Below are 19239 nucleotides of genomic sequence, written 5' to 3'. Positions count from 1 at the left end.
GTCAGTCCTCCTTCTCCTGCGTCACGCGCTGCTGGATGATCGCGAAGACGAGGATGACCGCGGTGAGCACGAGGGCGAGCGCGGCGCCGTACCCGAACTGGCCGAGCGAGAACGCCTGCTTGTAGACCTCGGTCGCGAGGGTCTCGGTGGCGCCGGCGGGGCCTCCGCCGGTGAGCGCCATGATCTGGTCGAAGATGCGGAGGCCGTTCACGAGGCCGAGCGTGGTCGCGATCGCGACGGCAGGGCGGATGGCCGGGAGCGTCACGTGCCAGAACCGCTGCCACAACGTGGTCCCGTCGATCGTCGCGGCTTCCTCGATCTCGACCGGGACCCCCGCGAGGCCCGCGGCGTAGATGACCATCGAGAAGCCGGTCTGCTGCCAGACGATCACAATGAGGATGGTCCAGATCGCGAACGTCGGGTCGCCGAGCCACGCGCGGGCGAGGTCGCCCATCCCGATCGCCGTGAGGAACGCGTTGAGCGGTCCGTTGAAGTCGAAGATGAACTTCCAGATGTAGGCGACGGCGAGCGGGCTCAGCACCACGGGCATGAAGAAGAGCGTGCGGAGGATGTACCGCGTCTTGAGCAGCCGGTTGAGGGCGACGGCGAGCGCGAGACCCAGGACGTTGGTGAGGATCACCGAGCCGAACGCCAGGAAGAGGGTGTTCCCCAGCGCGAGCATCTTCGAGGGGTCGCCGAAGATGCGCTCGAAGTTCGCGAAGCCGACGAACTCGAACGAGCCGAGGCCCGTCCAGTCCGTGAAGGCGAAGAAGCCGCCCGCGATCGTCGCGGCGTAGTGGATGCCGAGCACCATGAGGATGCCCGGAAGGGCCCACCACCAGTGCCCGAACGTCAGCAGGCCGGGGCGGCGGGGCCGCGCCTTCGGGCGCAGCCCCCGCCGCTTGCCGCTTCGGGGGACGACGACGGCCTCCGTCGCCGATTCGTCGGCTGTGTCGTGCTGCAGCATCGCGGTCATCGTCCTGTCCCTCGCGTCCGGCCGGGTCACTCGCCCCAGGCCGTGTCCATCTCGGTGAGCACCTGCTCGACCGTCTTCTGACCGGTGAGGAGACCCTGCACGCCGGCGCCGAGGGCGTCGTACACGGCGGGGTTCGACCAGTCGGAGTTCGGCAGCGGCACGAAGTCGCCCGCCGCGAGCATGTCGGCCAGCGGCTCGAACGCCGTGCCCGTGAAGTCCATCTCGGCGTAGCCCGTGATCGGGAGCGTGCCCGACTCCTCGGCGACCGTCTCCGCCTGCGCGGGCTCGGCCATCCACTCGAGGAACGCCTTCGCCGCGTCCTTGTTCTTCGACGACGCCGGGATCGAGTACGAGTAGGTCGAGCTGGCGTAGCCGAACGCGCCGTCGGCCGCGTCTGCGGGCGGGAACGTCTGCGCGACGAAGGCCGCCTCGCCGCCCGCGGCCTCGCCGAGGTCGCGCGTGACGCCGCTCGGGCCGAACATCGCGCTCGACGTGCCCTGGACGAGTCCGTTCGTGATGGCGTCGAAGCCCGCGCCCTCGACACCGGGCTGGAAGCACCCCGCGTCCTTCATGTCGACGATCGCCTGGAGCGTCTGCTGCCATCCCTCGCTGTCGGCGAAGGTGACCTCGCCGTCGGCGCGCTGCGTGTTCCAGTCGGGGTCCTCGGCGTACACGCGCGTCGCGGCGACCGCCTGCGCCATCATGCCCGCGTTGGGCGGGATCGAGCCGGCCACGACGAAGTACGAGCCGCCCGCCTGGGCCGCCGTCTCGCACGCGTCGAGCACGCCCTGCCAGTCGGCCGGGTACTCCGTGATGCCGGCGGCCTCGGCGGCCGTCTGGTTCACGACGACGCCCGCGGGCGCGATGTTCAGCGGCTGCCCGTACACGGCGCCGTCGACGACGAACTGGTGCTCCGAGCCGTCGGGGATGAGGCTCGTCGCCGTCTCGCCGAGCGGCTCGAGGAGCCCGGCCTCGGCGAGCGGGACGATGCTGAAGGACTGGCCGTTGCCGGGAGCGGAGAGGAAGATGTCGGAGGCGTTGCCGCCCTGCAGCTGGGTCCGGATCGTCGTGTTGTAGCTCTCGCCGGGCAGCTTGTCGATCGTGATCTCGACGTCGGGGTTCTCCTCCATGTACTGCTCAGCGAGGATCTCGTACGGGGTCTTCGCCTCGTTCGAGACGGGGAACGCGAGCGAGAAGCTCTGGCCGTCTCCCGCGCCGCCGCCGGCGGAGGTCGAGCAGCTCGCGAGCACAAGCGCTCCGATCGCGGCGGTTCCTGCGAGGGCGCCTGCCCGGATGATGCGACGCTGCTGTGTCATGTCGTTGCCCTTCTGACGTCGTCGTCGAGTGCTGCGGCTCCCGCCCAGGTGCGGGGCCCCCTTCAGTATCGACCACCTAGGTCGAAAACACACATAACTAATTTCGATATCCGACATAAGCCGGTGCGGACAGGGATCGGCGGGCGCTTCCGCCCGCCGATCCCCCTGTCGCAAGTCAGTCGCCCCAGGCCGCGTCCATGTCGGCGAGGACGGCGTCGACCGTCTTCTGGCCCGTGAGCAGGCCCTGCACGCCGCTCGAGAGCTTCTCGTAGACCTCGCCCTTCCAGAACGCGTTCGGGAGCCCCGCGTAGTGGCCGGACTGCAGGAGATCCGCCACGGGCTCGTAGATCGTGCCCGTGAGGTCGAGGCCCTCGATGCCGGAGACGGGGAGCTCGCCGGAGAGCTCGGAGAAGCGCTCCGCCTGCTCGGGCTGCGCGAGCCACTCGAGGAACTCGGCCGCCGCCTCCTTGTTCTCCGACGCCGCGTTGATCGAGATCGTGTAGTTCGAGCTCGCGATGAGGTACGGGTCGCCGCCGTCAGCGGGCGGGAAGGGCTGGATGGCCCACTCCACGTCGGGCGCGGCACGGCCGATCTCGACGGCCGACCCCGACGGGATGAAGCTCCCGAGCGAGGTGCCCTGCGCGAGGCCGTTCGTGATGGCGTCGAAGCCGGCGCCCTCGGCGCCGGGCTGGAAGCACCCGGCGCCCTTCATGTCGAGGATCGTCTGCAGCACGTCGTGCCATCCGTCGCTCTCGGCGAAGGTCACCTCGCCTGCGGCGCGCTGGTCGTTCCAGTCGGGCGTCTCGGCGTACACGCGCGTCGCGGCGATCGCCTGGGCCGTGAGGCCCGCGTTGGGCGCGGCGGCGCCCGCGAGCACGACGAGCGACGCGCCGTTCTCGGCGACCTCGCCACAGGAGGCGAGCAGCTCGTCCGTCGTCGCGGGGAAGTCGTCGAGCCCCGCCTCCGCGGCGGCGGACATGTTCACGACGAGCGTCGAGAGGGTGAAGTCCATGGGCTGCCCGTAGACCTCCCCGTCGACCGTGAAGAGCGCATCGGCGCCCTCGGGCACGAGACCGGCCGCGGTGTCGCCGAGCGGCTCGAGGAAGCCGGCCTCGGCGAGCGGGACGACGCTGCGGGGGTCGCCCGATCCGGGGGTGGTCTGGATGACGTCGGGGGCGTTGCCGGCCTGCAGCTGCGTGCGGAGCGTCTCGCCGTAGCTGTCGTTCGGGAGCGGGTTCGTCGTGATGGTGACGCCGTCGTGCGCCTCCATGTACTCGTTCGCGAGGGTCTCGTAGGGGCTCTCGAGGTTGTTCGAGGTGGCGTACATGAAGCTGAACTCGACGGACTCTCCCCCGTCGTCGCCTCCGTCGCCCGAGCCATCCGAGCCGCCCGCGCATCCTGCGAGGAGGATGAGGCCCGCGGCGGGGATGGCGATCGCGGCGAGCCGCCGCGTGGTGCGCTGTGTCATGATCTGGCCTTTCTGACATCGTCGTCGGAAGTGCAGGGACAGGAGCTCGGGTGCTCCTGTCCACAGCATGACCGCGTTACGTCAGAAAGTCACATAAGTGTTTCCGATGCGGGTTATCACCCGCGTGGAAGCCGCCCGTGCTCGGTCGGGCTGCCCGTGCTCAGGCGGGCTGCCCGGTGCGCATGCTCGCGCGGATGAGGTCGTGCTGGCGCCGCACGAGGGCGAGCGGGTCGACCTCGCCGAGCTCGGCGAACGCGTGACCCTCCCACTCGCTCGACCAGAAGCCGCGATAGCCGCCCTCCACGAACACGCGCACGAGCTCGGGGTAGTCGATCGCGGGCTCCTGGCCGGCTTCGTCGATGTCGTAGAACTTGGCGTGCACGTGCAGGATCTGCGGCATGATGTCGGCCCACTCCCGCGGGTCGACGTGGCCGTGCATGTTGAAGGCCAGGTGGGCGAACGAGCCGAGCCGGCCCGGGTCGAAGTCGCGACCGCGCAGGTACGCGATGAACTCCTCCTGCCGTGCGCGCATGGGCTCATCCGTCGCCCAGATCTCCTGCAGCCGCGTGACGGCCTCGTCGTCGAGGCCCGCGCGCCGCACGGCGCGCAGCAGCGTCGGCGACATGGCGCGCATCGTCGCCGAGAAGTCGGCGACGAAGCCCAGCAGGGGCGAGTCGAGCTCGGCGTAGAGGTCGCGGATGCGCAGCACCTCGGGGGCGTTCGGCCCGGAGGGCGCGTGGATCTCGTACGCGAGACGGAGGTCGAGCTCCTCGGCCACGGGCAGCAGCCGACGCAGCAGGTCGGGCTTGGCCGACTGGATGCGCACGAGCGGGAAGCCGAGGCGCTTCGCGCCGCGGAAGAGCAGCTCGGTGACCTCGAACTCCTCATCGGGCGTCATGTCGCGGTCGCGTCGACGCCCCATGTCGAGGTTCGCGCCGAACGAGCTCGCCTCGAAGCCGTGCCGGTCGAACGCCGCGCGCCACGCGCGCTCGAACTCCTCCGACACCCGCGGGTAGGTCGGCACCATCTGCGATGCGACGATCTCGATGCCCGGGCCGATGCCGAGCTCGGCGACGCGATCGAGCAGGCCGTCGAAGTCGTACCACCCGGCCCGGAACTCCGCGCTCGCGGAGTACAGCGTCAGGCCGAGACGGAACGGGTCGTCATCGGATCGCTCGGGCGCCGGCGGCACCTCGAGCTCGAGGCCGACGGGCGCGGCGTCGCGGTCGGTGGCCGTGAGCGTCAGCTCATGGTGCACGACGTTCGGCACGTACAGCCCGGGGCCGCCGTCCTGCCCCGGCGCGATCTGCATGTAGGGCAGGCGCAGCTCGCCATGCAGCACGATCTCGTGCGTCTCGCCGAGAGCGATCGGCGCCTCGCGGCGGATGATGAGAAGCGGATGGTCCTGCAGATACCAGAGGACGTCGCTCTGCTGCGGGAGGTCGGCGATCGCGTAGCGCGTGCCGTTCAGCTCGAAGGCGAGATCGCTCTCGGGAACCTGCTCGCCGTCGACCGTGAGGGCGAGGCTCGTGACGGAGGACAGCCAGAGGCTCCGGTACCACGGGATGGTGAGCTGGAGCGCCGCTCCGTGGGGGTGGACGCGGAGGCTCGCGGCATCGAGCAGACCGTTGGGCATGGCGACTCCTTCGTCGGCGGATTCGTATACGCCGAGAGTAGACCTACTTTGGCCTCTTTTCAACATAAGCCCGACGGAGCACACGACGGCGCCGCCCCGGAACCCCGGGGCGGCGCCGTGCCGGGTGCGTCTACTGGTTGCTGAACGCGGCGTCGAACGACGCCTCGGGGAGCTTCCACAGCAGCGAGCGGATGTAGCCGACCGCCTCGGCTGCCCCGTGCAGCCGGTCCATCCCGGCGTCCTCCCACTCGATCGAGATCGGGCCGTCGTAGCCGATCGCGGCGAGCGCGCGGAACGCGTCCTCCCACGGGATGTCGCCGTGCCCGGTCGAGACGAAATCCCACCCTCGCCGCGGGTCGCCCCACGCGAGGTGCGACCCGAGGATGCCCTGCCGACCGGATGCCCTGCGGATCCGCGTGTCCTTGCAGTCGACGTGGTAGATCCGGTCGGCGAAGTCCGTGATGAACGCGACCGTGTCGACGCCCTGCCACGCCATGTGCGACGGGTCCCAGTTGAACCCGAAGGCCTCGCGCCGCTCGATGGCCTCGAGGGTCCGGACGCTCGTCCAGTAGTCGTAGGCGATCTCGGAGGGGTGCACCTCGTGCGCGAACCGCACGCCCTCGGCGTCGAACACGTCGAGGATCGGGTTCCACCGGTTCGCGAAGTCCTCGTAGCCCGCGTCGATGACGTCGGCGGGAACGGGCGGGAACATCGCGACGTAGGGCCAGATCTTCGATCCCGTGAAGCCGACGACCGTGTCGACGCCGAACTTGCGCGCGACGCGGGCGGCCCGCTTCATGTCCTCGGCCGCGCGCCGGCGCACGCCCTCGCCATCGCCATCCCCCCACACGTAGTCGCGCAGGATCGCCTGATGGCGGAAGTCGATCGGGTCGTCGCACACGGCCTGCCCGGCGAGGTGGTTCGAGATCGCCCACACCTTGAGCCCGTAGCGGTCCAGGATGTCGAGACGCGACTGCACGTACGCGTCGTCCTCGTCGGCCCGCTGCAGATCGAGGTGGTCGCCCGACGCGGCGATCTCGAGGCCGTCGTAGCCCCACTCGGCCGCCCGGCGCGCGAGCTCCTCGAACGGCATGTCGGCCCACTGGCCGGTGAACAGCGTGACGGGATGCCGCGCCTCGCTCATGGATCCTCCTCCGGTCGTCATGCGTCGACCGGCGTCTCGACCCACGCGCCCGTGCGCGCGGACTCGACGACGGCCTCGGTCAGCTGCGCGGCGCGCAGGCCGTCGCGGAATGACGGCAGCCCCTCGGGCTCCGCCCCTGCGGTCGCGGCGTACGCGTCCGACACGAAGGCGTTGAACGCGTCCTGGTACCCCATCGGGTGACCCGAGGGGACGCGGCACAGGCGCGCGGCGTCGGGGGCGAGCAGGCCCTCCTCACGCGGGAGCAGGAGCGAGCCGTCGCGCCGGCCGATCCACAGGTCCTCGGGGCGCTCCTGCTCGAAGCGGTAGGCCGCATCGCCCGTGTGGACCTCGAGCACGAGACCGTTCTTCCGGCCGGCCGCCATCTGGCTGACGAGCGCCGTGCCGGGTGCCCCTCCCGAGAGCTGGAACAGGACGGCCGCGATGTCCTCGTTCGCGACCGGATGCCCCGCGCGCTCCTCGAAGACGGTGCGGGTGAGCGCGCTGAGCTTCACGACCCGCTCGCCCGTCACGAACTCGAGGAGGTCGAACAAGTGCGATCCGATGTCGGCGAACGCGCGGGATGCGCCGCCCTCCGCGCCGGCTCGCCAGTTGCCGTCCTCGGCGCCCAGCAGCCAGTCCTGGAGGTACGCCGCGTCGATCGAGAGCACGGCCTCGCCGCTCTCGGCGATGCGGGCGCGCGCCTCGCGGACCATCGGGTGGTAGCGGTAGACGAACGGGACGGCGCCGACGAGACCCGAGCCGGCCTGCGCCTCCACGAGGCGGCGCGCGTCGGCCGAGGTCGTGGCGATCGGCTTCTCGCACACGACGTGCTTGCCTGCCGCGAGCGCCGCGAGCGTCTGCTCGGCGTGCTGCGCGTTCGGCGTGCACACGTGCACGACGTCGACGTCGTGGTCGTCGAGGAGCGCGTCGTAGCCCGAGAAGGCGTTCTCGATGTCGAGGTCGGCCGCGGCAGAGGAGGCCCGCTCGGCCGACGACGAGCTGATGCCGCGCAGTCGGGCGCCGGCAGCCCGCGCGGCCCGGCTGTGCACGCGCGCCATGAACCCGCCGCCGACGAAGCCGGCTCCGATCTCAGAGCTCATAGGGCGTCCAGTCCGCGGGGATCGGCGCGGGGCGCTCGATCCGGCTCTCGACCGCGACCGTCTCGCCGGTCTCGATGGACCGCTCGATCGCGATCATCGTCTCGAGCACGTGCAGGCCGATCTCGCCCGACGCGCGGTGCGGGCGGTCCTCCCGGATGGCGCGCACCATGTCGATCACGCCCAGACCGCGGCCGCCCACGACGCCGTCGCTCTCGAGCTCCTCCCACTGCTGCTCGCGCGGGTCGCCGCCCGCGCGGATGATCCGCAGCGGCCCCTCGAACATGTTCGGGTCCGGGATCGAGAGGGTGCCCTCGGTGCCGGTGATCTCGACCACGCCCATGCGCATGAGGGGCGACTCCCAGCTGAAGATGCTCGAGCTCGTTCCTCCACCCTCGAACTCGAGGTTCGCGTTGACGTGCGTCGGGACGAGCACGGGGAACTCCGCGCCCGCGCGGTCGCCCGCGACGACCGTGCGGGTGGGCGTGCTCGTGAGACCGAAGGCCGAGGCCTTCGCGACCGAGCCGAACACGTTGACGAGCGTCGTCAGGTAGTACGGGCCCATGTCGAAGACCGGTCCGGCGCCGGGCAGGAAGAAGAAGTCGGGGTTCGGGTGCCACTTGTCGGGGCCGAGGCTCATCATCGCCGTCGACGCGCCGATCGGCTGGCCGATCTCGCCGCGCGCGATCGCCCGCAGCGCGCTCTGCACGCCGCGGCCGAGCACCGTGTCGGGGGCGATGCCCACGCGCAGGCCCTTCTCGGCGGCGCGCTTCACGAGGCCCTGACCCGAGGCGAAGTCGACCGCGATCGGCTTCTCGCTCCACACGTGCTTGCCGGCGTCGATCGCCGCGAGCGACACCTCGGCGTGCACCGCCGGGATCGTGAGGTTCACGACGAGCTCGACATCGGGGTGCGCGAGGATCTCGTCGGGCGAGCCCGACACCGGCACGCCGTGCTTCTCGGCCTGCGCCTTCGCGCGCACGGTGTCGATGTCGCCGACCGCGACGACTTCGACGTCGGGGAACTGCGCGAGGTGCTCGAGGTAGGTGTCGCTGATCATCCCCGCGCCGATGAATCCGACGCCGACGGGGTGGTGTCCGCTCACGGGACGCTCTCTTTCTCTCTGGTTCGGGATGGCGGCTGTCACGCGCCGAGCAGCGCGCGCGTTCCCGCGAGGCCCTGGGCGATGCCGTCGAAGATGTCGCCGCGGTACTCGTCGAACTCGACGACGAGCAGCTCGGCCGCGGGTGCGGCGGCGAGCACGGGCTGCCACGCGATCGCGCCCTGTCCCGCGGGCAGCTGGTCCTCGCGGTCCTTGCTCAGCGCGCCGTCGACGAGGGGCGCGTCCTTGATGTGGAGCTGCCGGACCCGGTCGCCGAGCGACGTGAGCAGAGCGGGCACGTCCGCGCCGCCGACGGCGGCCCAGTACGCATCGACCTCGAGACCGACGTCGGCCGGGAGGGCGCCGGCGAGGACCTCGAGGGCCGTCTCGCCGTCGAAGACGTTCTCCACCTCCCAGAAGTGGTTGTGGTAGCCGAACGCGAGGCCGTACGCCTTCGCCTTCTCGGCGTGCGCGGCGAGCTCGTCGGCGATGCGGAGGACCTCGTCGCGGCTCGTCCAGCGCTCGGGCGCGATGAACGGGTCGATGAGCGTCTTCACGCCGAGGGCCTGCGCGGCCTCGAAGAACTGCTCGGGCTCGCCGCTCGAGAGCACCGCGTGCGCGGTGGGAGCGGTGAGGCCGTGCGCGGCGAGGCCCGCCTCGAGCTGCGCGCGCCACTCGACGATGTTGAAGAGCTCGATCCGCTCGAAGCCGATCTCGGCGGCGCGGGCGAGTGCGGCACCCGCATCCTCGGCCACCGCCTCTCGGATCGTGTAGAGCTGGAGCGCGATGGCGGGGGCAGAGGTCATGTGACTCTTCTCTCGACGGTGAGGTCTCGGGGGATGGCGCGCTCTCGCAGGCGCGTCCCCGACGGTATCAGGACTTCCGTCGATCAACAAGCAAAAGTTGCGTGTTCACAGACAGAGGAGGAGGCGCCCGCCTCCCCCGCGGGCGCCTCCTCCTTGGCTCTTCCGGGCTCGACCCGTCAGGACTCGAAGGCGAGGTCGATGAACTCCTCGACGTTGTCCTTCGTCACGACGGGCGCGTCGAGCACGATCCGATACGGCACGCTCGGCGTGACGAGATCGCTCATCGTCTTCTCCTGCGCGACGAGACGCGCGAGCGCGATGCCGTCGGCCGCCTGCGTCGAGGGGTAGATGACCGTCGCCTTGATGACGCTGTCGTCCGCCTCGATCCGCTCCATCATGTTGACGCTGCCTGCGCCGCCCACGAGGAAGAACTCGTCGCGGCCCGCGGCCTCGATCGCCGCCATCACGCCGACGCCCTGGTCGTCGTCGTGGTTCCAGATCGCGTCGATCTCGGGGTTCGCCGAGAGCAGCTGCGAGGCCGCCGCCTCGCCGCCGGCCACGGTGAAGTCGGCGGCCACGCGGGCCGACACCTCGAGACCGCAGTCCTCGAGGGCGTCGGCGAAGCCCTGCGACCGGTCCTGCGTGAGCGGGAGGGAGTCGATGCCCGCGATCTCGGCGACGACCGCGTCGCTCTGCCCCTCGAGCTCCTCGCAGATGTAGGTGCCGGCGCTCACGCCCATGCCGTAGTTGTCGCCGAGGATGGTGACGCGCGAGGCGAACGTGCTCGAGAACTCCCGGTCGACGTTGATGACCGGGATGCCCGCCTCCATCGCCTGGATCGCGACCTCGGTGAGCGCGGCGCCATCCGTCGGGAGCAGGACGATGGCGTCGACTCCCTCGTTGATGAACTGCTCGACCGCCGCGATCTGCTGACTCGCGTCGTTCGTGCCCTCCGCCTGCCGCAGCTCGACGTCGCCGAAGCTCTCAGCCGCGGCGAGCGCGCCGGAGTTGATCGCGCCCAGCCAGCCGTGATCGGCCTCCGGCCCCGACCATCCGATGACGACCGTGTCGCCCTCCTCGGCGTTCTCGTCGCTCGTCGTGCCCTGGTCGACGACGTCGCCCTCGCCCTCGTCGCCGTCGCTGGTGCACCCGGCGAGCAGGCCGATCGTCGCGAGTGCCGCCATCCCCGCGACCGCAGCGCGTCCTGCGCGCGTGCGCACTGTGCCCATGTCTCCTCCTTGAAACGTGATGCAGATGCGGTCAAGCTAACAGCCTTGCGGACGCCTGTACAGGTTCTGACTCATCGACAGCAGAAGCCCCGCGGTGTTAGGTTTCAGCCGTGATCAAAGACGACCACGCCGCGTCATTACTCTCGGTCCGCGGAATCGAGAAGAGCTTCGCGGGAGTGCAGGCCCTGCGCGGGGTCGACCTGGACGTGCTCCCGGGCGAGGTGCACTGCCTCCTGGGCCAGAACGGCGCGGGGAAGTCCACGCTCATCAAGACCCTCGCCGGCGCGCACGAGCCCGACGCCGGCGAGATCCGCTGGAACGGCGAGCCGATCGCGATCACGAGCCCCCAGGCGGCGATCGATCACGGCATCGCGACGATGTACCAGGAGCTCGACGTCGTCGACGATCTCACCGTCGCCGAGAACATCTTCCTCGGGCACGAGCTCGCGCGCGGCGGCGTCACCCGGCGGCGCGATGCCGCTCGCGAGACGCGCCGACTGCTGGAGCGCCTCGGTCACGGCGGCATCTCGCCGCACGCGGAGGTCGGCTCGCTGAGCGCAGCGGGCAAGCAGATCGTGAGCATGGCGCGCGCGCTGTCGCACGACATCCGCCTCATCGTGATGGACGAGCCGTCGGCCGTGCTCGACGCCGAGGAGGTCCGCAACCTCTTCCACGTCGTGCGCGAGCTGACCGCCCAGGGCATCGCCGTCATCTACATCACCCACCGGCTCGAGGAGATCCGCGCGATCGGCGATCGCATCACCGTCCTCAAGGACGGCCGCAGCACGGCCAGCAACCTCTCCGTCGCCGACACCCCCACGGCCGACCTCATCCGCCATATGACGGGTCGGACGGTCGAGAACGTCTTCCCGCCCGCCACGCCCATCGCACCGGACGCGCCGGTGCTGCTCGAGGTCGAGGGACTCGGCTTGGCCGGCGTCTTCGACGACGTGTCGTTCTCCGTGCGCGCGGGGGAGATCGTGGGCCTCGCAGGGCTGGTCGGATCGGGTCGCTCGGAGATCCTCGAGACGATCTACGGGGCGCGGCGAGCGACCGCGGGCACCGTGAAGCGGGATGGCCGCCCGCTGCCGCGCGGATCGGTCACGGCCGCGGTGAAGGCCGGGATGGGCCTCAGCCCCGAGGAGCGCAAGTCGCAGGGGCTCGTGCTCGGCGAGCCGATCTTCCGCAACATCACGCTGTCGACGTTCCCTCGCATCGCGCGACGGGGCGTGCTCGACGAGCGGGCCGAGCGCCGCGTCGCGAGGGAGCAGATGGACGCCCTCGAGCTGCGGCCCGCCGACCCCGACCGTCCGGCGGCCACGCTCTCCGGCGGCAACCAGCAGAAGATCCTCCTCGCCCGATGGCTCGTGGAGGGCAGCCGGGTGCTGCTGCTCGACGAGCCGACCCGCGGCGTCGACGTCGGCGCCCGTGCCGAGATCTACGGGCTCATCCGGCGGCTGGCCGCGTCGGGGACCGCGATCGTCATCGTCTCGAGCGAGATCCCCGAGGTGCTCGGCCTCGCCGACACCGTGCTCGTCATCGGCGACGGGCGCGTGCTCGATCGTCTTCCCGCATCCGACATCGACGAGCACGGCGTGCTCGATCTCGTCATGAAAGGAGCCGCCGCATGAGCGTGCAGAGCCCCGCCGCCGAGCCGCAGGCCTCGCCCCTGCGGCGGATCTTCTCGGGATCCGTCGGACGCAACCTCGGCCTCGTGCTCGCGCTCCTCGCGCTCGTCGTCGTGGGGGCGATCACGGCGCCCGGGACGTTCCCGACCTTCGACAACGCGCTCGTCATCCTGCGCCAGGCGTCGATCATCGGCGTGGTCAGCATCGCGATGACCTTCGTCATCATCGCGGGCGGGATCGACCTCTCCGTGGGCGCGGTGGTGGCCCTGGCCTCGGTCGTGGCGACGCTCGCGGCCGTGCAGGACCTCGCCGACTCGGTGCACTGGACGCTCATGATGCTCATCGCGCTCGTCGTCGGCGCCGCAGCCGGCCTCATCAACGGGGTCGTGATCGCGTACGGCAAGGTCGTGGCGTTCATGGCGACGCTCGCGATGCTCGTCGGAGCGCGCGGCCTGGCCGAGCTCCTCGCGAACAACCGCACGCTCATCGTGTCGGATCGCGACTTCATCCGCGCGCTCAACATCGACATCCTCGGCATCGACATGCTCATCTGGATCTTCGCCGTCGTCGCCGCGGGCGGCTGGTTCCTCCTGAACCGCACGACCTTCGGCCGCCGCACGGTCGCGATCGGCGGCAATCGCGAGGCCGCGCGCCTCGCGGGCATCGCGGTGAAGCGGCACACGATGTGGCTCTACGCGCTCAGCGGCCTGGCCGCCGGCGTCGCCGCGATCATGCTGCTCGGCCGCACGACCGCGGGCACCTCGACGCACGGCTCGCTGTGGGAACTCGATGCGATCGCCGCGGTCGTCGTCGGCGGCACGCTTCTCACGGGCGGCCGCGGCACGATCACCGGAACGGTCTTCGGCGTCCTCATCTTCGCGACGCTCAGCAACGTCTTCGTTCAGAACAACCTGTCCTCCTCGACGCAGGCGGTCGCCAAGGGCGTGATCATCGTCATCGCGGTGCTGCTCCAGCAGCGCTTCGCCGGGCGGCCGTCGCGCAGCAGCTGACGCGGCTTCCGCCGACACCGGCACGTAGGATGACGGATCACGGCAGAAGTCGGCCGACTTCTGCCGGCGCGAGAAGGTGAGTGCGCATGTCCGATAGCCCGACGGGGCGCGCCGACGTCGGCGACCTCTTCCAGCTGCTCCGCGACGGGGTGCCGCGCACGCGCGCCGAGCTCGCCAAGTCGACGGGGCTCGCTCGTTCGACCGTCGCCGCGCGGGTCGACGAGCTCATGCGCATGGGGCTCATCACGGCGGTCGCCGACGCCGTCTCGACGGGAGGACGGCCGCCATCGCAGTTCGCGCTCAACCCGTCCGCGAAGGTGGTGGTCGCCGCCGACCTGGGCGCGTCGCATGCGAACGTCGCGATCACCGACCTGACCGGCGCCATCCTCGCCGAGGCGAGCGAGCGCGTCGAGATCGCGCAGGGCCCCGAGGCGGTGCTCACGTGGCTCGTCGAGTCCGCGCAGCGGCTTCTCGACGAGACCGAGCGATCGTCTGCCGACGTCGCCGCCATCGGGATCGGCCTGCCCGGCCCGGTCGAGCACTCGACCGGGCAGCCCGTCAATCCGCCGATCATGCCGGGGTGGGATCGCTTCGACGTCCCGGCGTGGGTGCAGCGGCACTTCCCCGTCGCGGTGCTCGTCGACAACGACGTCAACATCTCGGCGCTCGGCGAGCGCGCGGTCGCGTGGCCGGGCGTCGACCACTTCCTCTTCGTGAAGGTCGCGACCGGCATCGGCGCGGGCATCGTGTCGGATGGCCGGCTGCAGCGCGGAGCACAGGGCATCGCGGGCGACATCGGGCACGTGCGCGTGGCGCGCGGGGTCGACGTCCCGTGCCATTGCGGCAACCACGGGTGTCTCGAGGCTCTCGCGTCCGGGCCCGCGATTGCCCGCACGCTGCGCGACCAGGGCGTCGAGGCGCACACGGGCGACGATGTCGTCGCGCTCGTCAAACACGGCAGCCTCGAGGCCATCCAGGCGGTGCGCCAGGCCGGGCGCGACATCGGCGAGGTGCTCACCGCGTCGGTCAGTCTCCTCAACCCCTCGGTCATCTCGATCGGCGGATCGATGGCGCGCGTGAGCGAGCACCTCATCGCCGGCGTGCGCGAGATCGTCTACACGCGCTCCACCCCGCTCGCGACAGAGCACCTCACGATCGTGCAGTCGACCGCCGCGTCGAAGGCGGCCGTGATCGGCGCGAGCATCCTCGCCGTCGAGCACGCGCTCTCGCCCGCCGGCCTCTCGACGGCCTTCGCCCCGGCCTGACCGCCTCCCGGACCGCCGCCATCCGCCTACCCTCCGCCATCCGTCCCTCCGGACCGCCGCCATCTGTCCAAGTCGCAGTTGCCGCCCGAAAACCGGCCGTTTAAGGACGCCAACTGCGACCCCGACGAAGACCCATCCGCCATCCGTCCCCCCGGACCTCCGCCATCCGTCCAAGTCGCAGTTGCCGCCCGAAAACCGGCCGTTTAAGGACGCCAACTGCGACCCCGACGAAGACCCATCCGCCATCCGTCCCCCCGGACCTCCGCCATCCGTCCAGGTCGCAGTTGCCGTCCGAAAACCGGCCGTTTGAGGACGCAAACTGCGACCCGGACGAAGGCCCATCCGCCGGGGTCGCACTTCGCGTCCGCAAACCGCCCGATCGGGACGCGAACTGCGACCTGGACCGGAGGTGGTGCCGCTCAGAGCTGGGCGAGCAGCGACTCAGACCTGGGCGAGCAGCGCCTCGGTCGCGGCCGTCCCGTCGACCTCGCCGCCGAAGCCGAGCATCGTGCGCAGCGGCATCGACTCCATCATCCGGCTGATCTCGGGGTCGGCGAAGATCGCCGCCGACGCGCCGCCCTGCGCCGCGAGCGCGCCCTCGAGCACGCCGCGACCGACCGGATGACGCTGCCAGTCGCCGATCGTCGACTCGAGGTCGAGCTCGGGCACGACCGGCGGCACGTCGAGCTCGATCTCGGTCGTCGCGACGATGTCGCGCGACGACGTGCCGACCTCGACCGTGAACGCGCCGGGCTCGACGGTCCAGCCCGTCTCACCCCAGAAGGCGAATGCACGCTCGTCGAGCTCGAGCCGCACGCGCGTCGACTCCCCCGCCGCGAGGCGCACCTTCCGGAAGGCGCGCAGCTCGCGCACCGGCCGGTCGACCGACGCCTCGGGGTCGCCGACATAGACCTGCACGACCTCGGCGCCGTCGCGCGCACCCGTGTTCGAGACCGTCACCTCGACCACGGCGTGCGCGCGGCACGCCTCGGGAACCGACACCGCGACATCCGTGAGCTCGAACGTCGTGTAGCCGAGCCCGAATCCGAACGGGAAGGCCACCTCGCGCTCGGTGCGGTCGTACCAGCGGTACCCGACGTAGACCCGCTCGCCGTACACGACCTTCTTCGGGCTGCCGGGGAAGTTCACGTGCGCGGGGTTGTCGGCCAGGCGCAGCGGGATGGTCTCGGCGAGGCGCCCCGCGGGCTCGGCGACTCCGAAGAGCACGTCGGCGGCGGCTGAGCCGGAGGCCTGGCCGCCGAGCCACATCTCGAGGATGGCCGGCGCCCGGCCGACGATGCCGTCGAGCGAGACGACGGAGCCGTTCGAGAGCACCACGACGACGCGCTCGTTGACGGCGAGGACGGCGTCGAGGAGGTCGCGCTGCACGCGCGGCAGGTCGATGTGCGTGCGGTCGAACCCCTCGGACTCGTCCTCAGCGGGGAGACCCAGGAACAGCACGACCGTGCGGGCGGCGCGGGCCGCCGCGACCGCCTCGTCGAGGAGCGCGGCATCCGCCTCGCCGTCCAGCCGGAAGCCCGCGGCGAAGGACACGTCGCCCGCGACCTCGCGGATGGCATCGAGCGCGGCGTCGAGGCGCGTGGGCTGGATGTGCGAGCTCCCAGCGCCCTGGTAGCGCGGCGACCGGGCGAACTCGCCGATCACGGCGATCGATCCCTCATCGGCCGACAGCGGCAGGATGCCGTCCTCGTTCGCGAGGAGGACGGTGCTCTCAGCCGCGATTCGGCGGGCGAGAGCGTGGTGCGCGTCGTGATCGACCGCGGGAGTCTCGCCCCGCGCCGCACGGAGGCGGTCGTGCACGGTCAGGATGCGCGACACCGCGAGGTCGATGGCCGCCTCGTCGAGGTCGCCGCGGTCGAGCGCCGCACGGATGTCCGCGGCGTGGCGGGGGCCGGCCGCCGGCATCGTGAGGTCGAGACCCGCCGCGAGGGCCGCGGGCGGGTTGCTCACGGCGCCCCAGTCCGACACGACGTACCCGTCGTAGCCCCACTCGTCGCGGAGGACGTCGGTCAGCAGCCACCGGTGCTCCGACGCGTAGGTGCCGTTGATGCGGTTGTACGCGCACATGACGGTGGCTGGCTGGGCCTCCTTCACGACCCGCTCGAAAGCCGGAAGGTAGATCTCGCGCAGTGTGCGCTCGTCGACCTCGGCGCTCACGCGCATGCGCTCGGTCTCCTGGTTGTTCGCCGCGAAGTGCTTGAGCGAGGCCCCGACACCCTGCGCCTGGAGCCCGCGGACCCATCCTGCGCCGAGCGCACCGGCGAGCAGCGGATCCTCGGAGAAGTACTCGAAGTTGCGCCCGCACAGCGGTGAGCGCTTGATGTTGACACCGGGGCCGAGCAGCACGTCGACGCCGAGCGCCCGGCTCTCCCGTCCGAGCGCCTCGCCCATCTCCTCGAGCAGCTCGGGGTCCCACGTCGAGCCGGTCGCCGCGGCCGTGGGGAACGAGGTCGCGGGGTGGCTGTCGTTGATGCCGAGGTGGTCGGCGCTCCCCGTCTGCAGGCGGACGCCGTGCGGGCCGTCGGTCAGGACCGCCCCCTCCACGCCCGCGTGCTCGACACCGCGCGTGGTCCAGAACGAGTCTCCCGTGAGCAGGGAGATCTTCTCGTCGAGGGAGAGTCGGGAGACGGCTGCGTGCATCAGGGAGGCCTTTCTCGTCCGCGGCGACCTCGGCTCCGAGATCACTTACGCGCTTCAGTGTAGGGTTGAATGTATCGGGATCCTCCTCGGAAAGCAAGGACGCCCATGACCACCTCCCGACGAGCCGGCCGCGTCACCGCCGCCGATGTGGCGCGCGCGAGCGGCGTCTCGCGCGCCACCGTGAGCTACGTCCTCAACGACACCCCGGGCCAGACGATCCCCGAGCCGACGCGCCGCCGCGTGCTGCAGGCCGCCGCCGACCTCGGGTACGTGCCGAGCGTGCACGCTCGCGCGCTGGCATCCGGGAGCACAGGGATCGTCGTGATCGACACGAGCACCATCCCGCCGGGCGAGCTCGTCGCGACGGCGACCCGCACGCTCTCGAGGGCGCTCGTCGAGCGCGGATACGTGCCGGTGGTGAACCAGTACACGGGCGCCGACGCCGGCGGCGAGGTTCTCGTGACGCTCGCGCAGCGCCTGCACCCGACCACCGTGCTCGCGCTCGGGGAGCTCTCCGACGACATCATCCGACGCATCCGCGAGGCCGGCGTCGCGCGGGTCTTCGCGACACCGTCAAGCGCAGGGATCCGCGACATCGCGGAGGTGCAGGTCGCGCACCTCGCCGGCCGCGGGCACCGCTCCGTGGCCTACGTCGCGCCGCCCGAGCCCGAGCTCGCAGGCCTGTCGGAGCTGCGGCTGGCCGGCGCCCGCACGGCTGCCGCACGGCACGGGGTCGTGCTCACGGCCATCCCTCTGCTCGACCAGGAGCCGCTCGCCCGTGAGCTGCGGCGCCTGCGCGACGAAGGCGTCACGGCCGTCGCCGCCTACAACGACGAGGTCGCGGTTGGCGTGCTGGGCGCCGCTCGCCGCGCCGGCATCGCGCTTCCCGATGAGCTCGCGGTCATGGGCATCGACGACCTCCCCGTCGCGCGGCGCACGTTCCCGCAGCTGACGACCGTCGCCCAGGGCGACGTGGCGGACGCCGACGTCGACCTCGCGACGATCGATGCGATCCTCGCGGGCGAGCAGCCCGTGCTTCCCCGCACGGCGCCGCGGGTCATCGTGCGCGAGTCGGCGTAGGCCCGCTACGCCGCGAGTCTCCGGAAGCGGTCGCTCACGCGCGTGGAGCCCGACACGACCTCGGCACCCGAGACACCCGTCGCGCCCACGTGCAGGATGGCCCGAGCCAGGACCTCGTCGCGCACCTCGCGGCGCGCGTGGTCGTCGGCGAGCATCTCGACGAGCGCCGCGACCTCGGCTTCGGCGAGGGCCGCGATCGGGAACCACGGCAGCGCGGCACGCCATGCTCGGAACGCGAGCAGCAGCAGGTCGTGGCGCTGCTCGACGTGCGCGCGCTCGTGCGCGATGACGGCGACGAGCTCGTCCGGGTCGAGCCGGTCGAGGAGCCCCTGCGACAGGACGGTGACCGAGCCGACGCCGCGCGGCAGGCAGTAGGCGACGGGGACGGCGTCGTCGAGCACGCGCGTGCGCGCACGGGTGGGGTGCGGCGACGTCAGCATGTCGAGGAGGGCATGGTGGCGCCGCCTCTGCCGGACCACCTGCGCGATCGTCACGCCGAGGTGGGCGAGCAGGTACACCGTGAACGCGGCGGCGGGCACGAGCGCGAGAAGCGGATGGCCGGGGGCGACCGCATATCCGGCGAGCGCGAGAGCCGCGATCATCGAGAGTCCACCCGCGAGGCCGATCGCCTGCCACAGGAGCAGCGCGACGACGGGAGCCCGCATGGGCCACGCCGCTCGGGAGAACGCGACCGGAACGGGCCACGCGAGGGCGAGGGCGAAGAGGCCGAGGACGACCGCTCCCCACACGATCGTCTCGTGGGGGATGACGAGGGCGCCGTCGAGCCCGGATCCGACGACGGCTCCGATGCGCGTCACAGG

The 19239-nt window shown here is 71.3% G+C and carries 15 protein-coding genes; 4 read left to right on the top strand and 11 right to left on the bottom strand.

Annotated elements, in window-relative coordinates; all coding sequences use genetic code 11:
- Position 1: 1 nt before the first annotated feature.
- From ACOWU6_RS06345 to ACOWU6_RS06305, 9 genes are all read right to left on the bottom strand, one after another.
- A complete protein-coding gene (locus ACOWU6_RS06345; RefSeq protein ID WP_421075122.1) occupies positions 2-976 on the bottom strand; it encodes a carbohydrate ABC transporter permease in 975 nt (324 codons plus the stop codon).
- Between the two features lie 26 nt (positions 977-1002).
- Positions 1003-2292: an extracellular solute-binding protein gene (locus ACOWU6_RS06340; protein WP_421075121.1), complete on the bottom strand. Its 1290-nt coding sequence runs from the start codon at positions 2290-2292 to the stop codon at positions 1003-1005.
- 175 nt (positions 2293-2467) lie between these two features.
- The gene (locus tag ACOWU6_RS06335; protein ID WP_421075120.1) at positions 2468-3760 is read right to left on the bottom strand and encodes an ABC transporter substrate-binding protein; all 1293 of its coding nucleotides are present in this window, start codon (positions 3758-3760) and stop codon (positions 2468-2470) included.
- A gap of 160 nt (positions 3761-3920) precedes the next feature.
- Complete coding sequence (locus ACOWU6_RS06330) at positions 3921-5396, bottom strand: C-glycoside deglycosidase beta subunit domain-containing protein (protein ID WP_421075119.1); 1476 nt, start codon at positions 5394-5396, stop codon at positions 3921-3923.
- A gap of 130 nt (positions 5397-5526) precedes the next feature.
- A complete protein-coding gene (locus ACOWU6_RS06325) occupies positions 5527-6540 on the bottom strand; it encodes a sugar phosphate isomerase/epimerase family protein (RefSeq protein ID WP_421075118.1) in 1014 nt (337 codons plus the stop codon).
- A 17-nt stretch (positions 6541-6557) separates the two neighbouring features.
- A complete protein-coding gene (locus ACOWU6_RS06320; protein WP_324013656.1) occupies positions 6558-7640 on the bottom strand; it encodes a Gfo/Idh/MocA family oxidoreductase in 1083 nt (360 codons plus the stop codon).
- Complete coding sequence (locus ACOWU6_RS06315; RefSeq protein ID WP_282978855.1) at positions 7630-8742, bottom strand: Gfo/Idh/MocA family protein; 1113 nt, start codon at positions 8740-8742, stop codon at positions 7630-7632. The genes ACOWU6_RS06320 and ACOWU6_RS06315 overlap by 11 nt, the downstream gene beginning before the upstream one ends.
- Positions 8743-8780: 38 nt before the next feature.
- On the bottom strand, positions 8781-9545 hold the full coding sequence (locus ACOWU6_RS06310) for a sugar phosphate isomerase/epimerase (protein ID WP_324013655.1): 765 nt from the start codon (positions 9543-9545) through the stop codon (positions 8781-8783).
- 176 nt (positions 9546-9721) lie between these two features.
- Positions 9722-10774, bottom strand: coding sequence for a substrate-binding domain-containing protein (locus ACOWU6_RS06305; RefSeq protein ID WP_271173013.1), 1053 nt, complete (start codon positions 10772-10774; stop codon positions 9722-9724).
- 155 nt (positions 10775-10929) lie between these two features.
- Between ACOWU6_RS06305 and ACOWU6_RS06300 the strand changes: the two genes are divergently transcribed.
- From ACOWU6_RS06300 to ACOWU6_RS06290, 3 genes are all read left to right on the top strand, one after another.
- Positions 10930-12405, top strand: coding sequence for a sugar ABC transporter ATP-binding protein (locus tag ACOWU6_RS06300; protein ID WP_421075229.1), 1476 nt, complete (start codon positions 10930-10932; stop codon positions 12403-12405).
- Positions 12402-13412: an ABC transporter permease gene (locus ACOWU6_RS06295; protein WP_282978857.1), complete on the top strand. Its 1011-nt coding sequence runs from the start codon at positions 12402-12404 to the stop codon at positions 13410-13412. Before ACOWU6_RS06300 ends, ACOWU6_RS06295 begins: the two co-directional genes overlap by 4 nt.
- Before the next feature lie 86 nt (positions 13413-13498).
- Positions 13499-14677 carry an ROK family transcriptional regulator gene (locus tag ACOWU6_RS06290; protein ID WP_421075117.1) on the top strand — a complete coding sequence of 393 codons (1179 nt, stop codon included), beginning with the start codon at positions 13499-13501 and terminating at the stop codon, positions 14675-14677.
- Positions 14678-15118: 441 nt separating this feature from the next.
- Here ACOWU6_RS06290 and ACOWU6_RS06285 read toward each other — a convergent pair whose 3' ends face one another.
- Positions 15119-17338, bottom strand: a complete 2220-nt coding sequence (locus ACOWU6_RS06285) for a beta-glucosidase (protein WP_421075116.1) — start codon at positions 17336-17338, stop codon at positions 15119-15121.
- A gap of 105 nt (positions 17339-17443) precedes the next feature.
- On the opposite strand from ACOWU6_RS06285, the gene ACOWU6_RS06280 reads away from it, so the two are divergent.
- Positions 17444-18418 (top strand): LacI family DNA-binding transcriptional regulator, encoded by a 975-nt coding sequence (locus ACOWU6_RS06280; protein WP_421075115.1) that lies wholly within the window; start codon positions 17444-17446, stop codon positions 18416-18418.
- A gap of 5 nt (positions 18419-18423) precedes the next feature.
- On the opposite strand, the gene ACOWU6_RS06275 is transcribed toward ACOWU6_RS06280, so the two are convergent.
- On the bottom strand, positions 18424-19236 hold the full coding sequence (locus ACOWU6_RS06275) for a M56 family metallopeptidase (RefSeq protein ID WP_282978863.1): 813 nt from the start codon (positions 19234-19236) through the stop codon (positions 18424-18426).
- Positions 19237-19239: the final 3 nt, after the last annotated feature.

The organism is Microbacterium sp. SA156 (genome assembly GCF_049065455.1).
GTDB lineage: Bacteria > Actinomycetota > Actinomycetes > Actinomycetales > Microbacteriaceae > Microbacterium > Microbacterium barkeri.
This window is presented reverse-complemented; position numbering and strand designations above follow the sequence as displayed.